Source organism: Streptococcus sp. Marseille-Q7156, from assembly GCF_965119495.1.
This window is the reverse complement of record NZ_CBCPLU010000005.1, coordinates 1-4,426: the sequence shown is the minus strand read 5'-3', so window position 1 is coordinate 4,426 and position 4,426 is coordinate 1. Positions and strand designations below refer to the sequence as shown.

The 4,426-nt window shown below is 36.7% G+C and carries 6 protein-coding genes and 1 pseudogene; 1 reads left to right on the top strand and 6 read right to left on the bottom strand.

All coding sequences use genetic code 11. The features are described from left to right. The 3 genes and pseudogenes from ACWPV5_RS10150 to ACWPV5_RS10140 form a co-directional block, all read right to left on the bottom strand. Positions 1 to 452: pseudogene (locus ACWPV5_RS10150) on the bottom strand (replication initiation factor domain-containing protein); the annotation flags it as partial. A gap of 86 nt (positions 453 to 538) precedes the next feature. Next, positions 539 to 907 carry a hypothetical protein gene (locus ACWPV5_RS10145; RefSeq protein WP_454383763.1) on the bottom strand — a complete coding sequence of 123 codons (369 nt, stop codon included), beginning with the start codon at positions 905 to 907 and terminating at the stop codon, positions 539 to 541. Between the two features lie 468 nt (positions 908 to 1,375). Then, positions 1,376 to 1,537 (bottom strand): hypothetical protein, encoded by a 162-nt coding sequence (locus ACWPV5_RS10140; RefSeq protein WP_454383761.1) that lies wholly within the window; start codon positions 1,535 to 1,537, stop codon positions 1,376 to 1,378. Between the two features lie 148 nt (positions 1,538 to 1,685). Here ACWPV5_RS10140 and ACWPV5_RS10135 point away from each other — a divergent pair, with 148 nt between their 5' ends. Then, on the top strand, positions 1,686 to 2,015 hold the full coding sequence (locus ACWPV5_RS10135) for a hypothetical protein (protein ID WP_454383759.1): 330 nt from the start codon (positions 1,686 to 1,688) through the stop codon (positions 2,013 to 2,015). Positions 2,016 to 2,043: 28 nt separating this feature from the next. Here ACWPV5_RS10135 and ACWPV5_RS10130 read toward each other — a convergent pair whose 3' ends face one another. The 3 genes from ACWPV5_RS10130 to ACWPV5_RS10120 form a co-directional block, all read right to left on the bottom strand. Next, a complete protein-coding gene (locus tag ACWPV5_RS10130; protein ID WP_454383757.1) occupies positions 2,044 to 2,364 on the bottom strand; it encodes a plasmid mobilization protein in 321 nt (106 codons plus the stop codon). 79 nt (positions 2,365 to 2,443) lie between these two features. Next, positions 2,444 to 3,772 carry an FtsK/SpoIIIE domain-containing protein gene (locus tag ACWPV5_RS10125; protein WP_454383755.1) on the bottom strand — a complete coding sequence of 443 codons (1,329 nt, stop codon included), beginning with the start codon at positions 3,770 to 3,772 and terminating at the stop codon, positions 2,444 to 2,446. After that, positions 3,772 to 4,426 (bottom strand): replication initiation factor domain-containing protein (locus tag ACWPV5_RS10120; protein WP_454383753.1); only part of this gene is annotated, 655 nt, incomplete at its 5' end. The genes ACWPV5_RS10120 and ACWPV5_RS10125, both read right to left, overlap by 1 nt.

Sequence of the window (4,426 nt, the reverse complement as noted above, 5' to 3'; positions counted from 1 at the left end):
TTTTTTGATGAACGATAATGGCCGAGTTTTAGTTTTCGCTCCATTTTATCAAAACTAACGACTGCATTATAATCATCTAGAGCAATATCTAAACGCGTGATTTTGACATCTAATTGTTTCAGCACTTTAAAAAGAGAAATCCAATCATTTTCAATTTTTTGAGCTAAATCAGTACAGCCTTGACCAGTAAATACATAGTTTCGACTATTTGACGTATTTCTCATTAAATCCTTGTCATAATCGTTATAATAGATATTTACATACCTACCGAGAGAAATTCCGCTATTATAAAAGTATCGTCCCGAAACTGCTTCAAAATCATTGATATCATAACCAAGATTTTTAAGTAAAACAAAGTCTTTTCCGTTCTCTCCACCGTCAAAAGTATCAGATACTGTAAAAGAGAACCAATCGACCTTGTAAACCATTGATTTATAAGGGTTTTTATCCATATTTGTGCCTCAATTCCTGTATTTGTAGACCCCCTGATTAGTGTTCGGGGTCTACCCGCTGGAGCGATGCTCCAGCGGTCCCGAGATTAGCGATATTCAGCAATTTTCGCTTTTTGCTCAATAAAAATCATATTGGCTTGCTTGATATCGTAACCAAAACCAACGACGACATACGAGCCCAAAAGCTCAAATCTTTGCTCTTCCGGAAGAACTACTTTAACCATTTTTCCGGTGCCAAATTCGGTAAAGGTATAAGTATAACCGTCCGAAGTTTCGGAACGCTTATCCTTACCATTTTCGTCTTTGATTTTGTTTCCCAAATCATCCTTCAATTTTGGAAAATGCTGAGTTGGTTTAATACCGACGTCGATTACAACGACGTTACTAAACAAAGTTAAGTTTGCGGTTTTGCTCTTGCTTTCTTGCAGAGCTTTCAATTTTTCGAGTTGTGACATGCAAAAAATGTCCTTTCTAAAATGTTAGTCGCTTACCACGACCTGCAAACACTTTAGAAAAGACACTCAAATTTTTATTTAACCACCCTACTTGACCCACTGAGGCCTTTTTTGGTATAATGGTCTTGTTCGAAAAAAAGTGAGAGTCTTACTGAGTTGACTGCCAGGTCTAGGTAAGACTTTTTTGTATCTTCTCGTTGTTCGAAGACGAGAAGATACTTTTATTTTACATCATTTATTTTAAGATGTAAAGATGTTTCTTTTGGGCTTCCGCCCAAACCCGACCAGCGTACGACGCTGGACTCGGCCTCTGAAAAACAGTTGCTTTTTAGATTGTATTTCGTTCGGCTGTCACAATCTAGCATACTGATAACGTTGCGCAAGGTACGACTTCGTCTTTTCTCCTTGACGCTGCCGCTTAGATCAGTATGCTTTTTCGATTGTGCCGACGAAAAACAATCTAAAAAATCAAAGCTTCAAATGAGACGGAGTGATTTCTGGAGGAGCAATATTTCCTCCGTCAGAGTCTAAATCTGCTTGCAATTCATTGACGGCTTCAACAAAATCTTGTGTGATTTTTTCATCGTCAATAAAATCCAAAACAAATTTTTCAATCTCTTCGTCGTTCATAATCTCACCTACTTTCTATATCTTCATGCTTTAAGTATATCATAGCTAAAAATAAAAGTCAATATCAAATCCATTTAAATAAACTTTTTTATCGTTTTTAGTAGACATTAATGTCTTTTTTTGATAAAATTGACCCAGAGGTGAAATTATGGGGAAAAATACAACTATACAAATTAAAGCGCATCATATAGAAGAAATATTAAATTTTGAATTAACAAAAATTGAGTATCAACTTTTATTATATTTACTTTCACAAATCGACACTACAAATTTAGTTCGACTAAATAAAAACGAAATTTTAGCAGTAAAATTAAACACGACAACAAGGTCAATCACACGAGCCATCAATAAATTAGAAAAATCTAACTTAATGAAAAAAACAAAATTTGTTGGTCGCACGTATATGATTAACCCCGAATTTTTCAATACGAAAAAAAATCATGAAATTTTGGTAGAAGTATATAACAATGAATTATAAAAAAGCAAGATTATATGATCTTGCTTTTTTACTTCCAAAATTGCCACCAACTTTTTTTACTTTGTTCTAAAAGTAGTTGATTGTCTTTCTGCGTTGCTAAAATAATGGTATGGAGCTGTTCAATTTGTTTCTTGTAGTCTTCTAGCTGTTCTTTCAAATCAGAAATACGCTCATCTTTTTCTTGTATTATATTTGTATTATTTTTTTCATCTTTTGTATTATCAGTAGAAAACAATAAATCGCGAGCATAAGAGCTAACAGTCTGCCCAGAAAGTTCAGCACGTTCCTTTATTTCACGTTTTTCATCTGCACTCATGCGAATATTCAACACAGTCATTTTTTCACTCATAATACACCACCTATTATTTTATAATACAATAATAACACAAAATAACACATTATAACACAAAAGAAGCAGATAATTTTTATTATCTGCTTCCCATTTTATACGCTCGCTCGAAGCATTTAAGGTCATTTAGATGATGTGTATGCAAATCAGTCACAGCAAAAGAAAGCGGGGTTTCGTCTGTCTTACCGTCAGAGATATAAAATCCTTTAAAGCGTTCAACTCCGCCCTTTGTTGCGACCTCGCCATCAAATGCCATGCGTTGCGTTTCTGCATTCGCAGAACCTAATAATATTTTGGTCGCAAACTGACTTCTAATGTCACTTGAAAGCGTGGTATCAGTTTTCGGACTTTGTGTCGCGACGATACAAAAAACAGATACAGACCGCCCTTTTTGCACTATTTGAGTGAGCAGAGCCAAAAACTCTTTTTTCTGCTTGCTGTCCATACTCGCGACAGCCGAGCCGATTTCATCAGCGACGACGACAATCGGAGTCAAACCGATATCATAACCACGCAAGCCGATTTTTTGCTGTTTTTTGACAGCTTTAGCGACGATTTTTTGTCGTCTTTTCAGCTCATCGCAAACATGTCTCAATAGTTCCAAAATCGCTTCAGTATCTTCTTGAATACGAGCCGACGAATAGAACTCTTGAAAGGCTGAAAACTCGCTCTTAGGGTCGATAAAATACACCTCAGAACCGCTCATAAACAGTTGTAAAATCATTGAGAAAAGCAAACTACTTTTACCACTCCCAGACTTGCCCCAAGCGATTATATGCGGTTTATCAGCAAGATTTATAATCAAATCATTCTGTAATTTGATTTCATGGCTCTTCTGCTTCATCTCTTCAAGGCTCTTTGGTCGCCATGTTTTATCTGAGCCTTTATCTTCTAAGACAAATTTATAGTACAGACCGTCGTCAGTTATTCTACTTGAAACGACTGCATAAGCTCCCAATTTTCCACGAAAACTGGAGTTTATATCCTCGGTCAATTTTTCGATATCATACATCCCTGGGAGCTTTTCCACGGTCACTTTTACGTGAGAGGGTAGGCTTGCGCCTACCCTCACTCTCGGAACAGCGATGTGTGGAGTATCGCGCAGTTGATTGACTGACATTGTTGCGAGTAGGCTCTTTGTGATAGCTCGTTCTGCTCCTTTTTGCGTGATGTACGTTTTGATTGACTTCGCGTTGATCACTGACTTCATCAGTGAATACGCTCGTACAATCATCAAAACGAACACAAGCGACCAAAGAGCAAACTGAACAGCTTTAATCGATACAACAATACCAATTATTGAAGACAAAACAGCTAAAGATACAACTAACAGCCACCAGAACCAAAAAAATCGGTATAGCGGTATTTTGTACACGTTCTGAGCGTTCTTTTTGTAGATGACTGCCATTACAATCCCCCCTCCTCAAATTTTTGGAGGTATAAATTGATTTGCGATTTATCGATTTTTTTCGCATTGTTCAACAAACGATTTTGTTTTTTCGAATACTCATCGACCTCAATTTTCTTGATGATTTGATAAATATCAAATCCCTTTTCCTCGCCCAACTCTTCAAGCATTTTCAATGACGGAACAACTGAAACACGCAACCATTGAAGCAAACGACCTAAATCTAAATCTTTTTCTGGGTTACCTAAATCAACCTTACAAGCCCCGTCTAAAAAGTTTTCCCACCATAAGCAAACTTTCCAGCGGTTTTTATTCTGCTGTATTTCCTTTGCTTGCGTTTTGGTTGGTTCTAAAAATTCGACGATATCTCGCATAGTATCCATAAAAACCGACCCAATGGTTTGACCGTCTTCGGTCATTAAATCAACGATTTTACGAGCCTTTTTCTTGGTATACGATATTTCATATCGCTGCCAAATGCCCGTTTCAATCGCTTCTCGAGGGGGTATCTGGTTTTTATATTGATACTGTGCATATTTATCATAGGCTCTTAGCATATATGAGCCAGTTGAAGAATTTGATTGAGAACCGATGTACAAAGTATAGCCTTTAATTTGACCGTTTACATCGGCTTGTTTTACTATGTTATAGCTC

What these genes read in the sequence shown, in the direction of transcription:
- ACWPV5_RS10135 (WP_454383759.1), top strand. Translation starts at nt 1,686, where the DNA reads ATGGGGAAAAATACAACTATACAAATTAAAGCGCATCATATAGAAGAA.
- ACWPV5_RS10140 (WP_454383761.1), bottom strand. Translation starts at nt 1,537, where the DNA reads ATGAACGACGAAGAGATTGAAAAATTTGTTTTGGATTTTATTGACGAT.
- ACWPV5_RS10145 (WP_454383763.1), bottom strand. Translation starts at nt 907, where the DNA reads ATGTCACAACTCGAAAAATTGAAAGCTCTGCAAGAAAGCAAGAGCAAA.
- ACWPV5_RS10130 (WP_454383757.1), bottom strand. Translation starts at nt 2,364, where the DNA reads ATGAGTGAAAAAATGACTGTGTTGAATATTCGCATGAGTGCAGATGAA.
- ACWPV5_RS10125 (WP_454383755.1), bottom strand. Translation starts at nt 3,772, where the DNA reads ATGGCAGTCATCTACAAAAAGAACGCTCAGAACGTGTACAAAATACCG.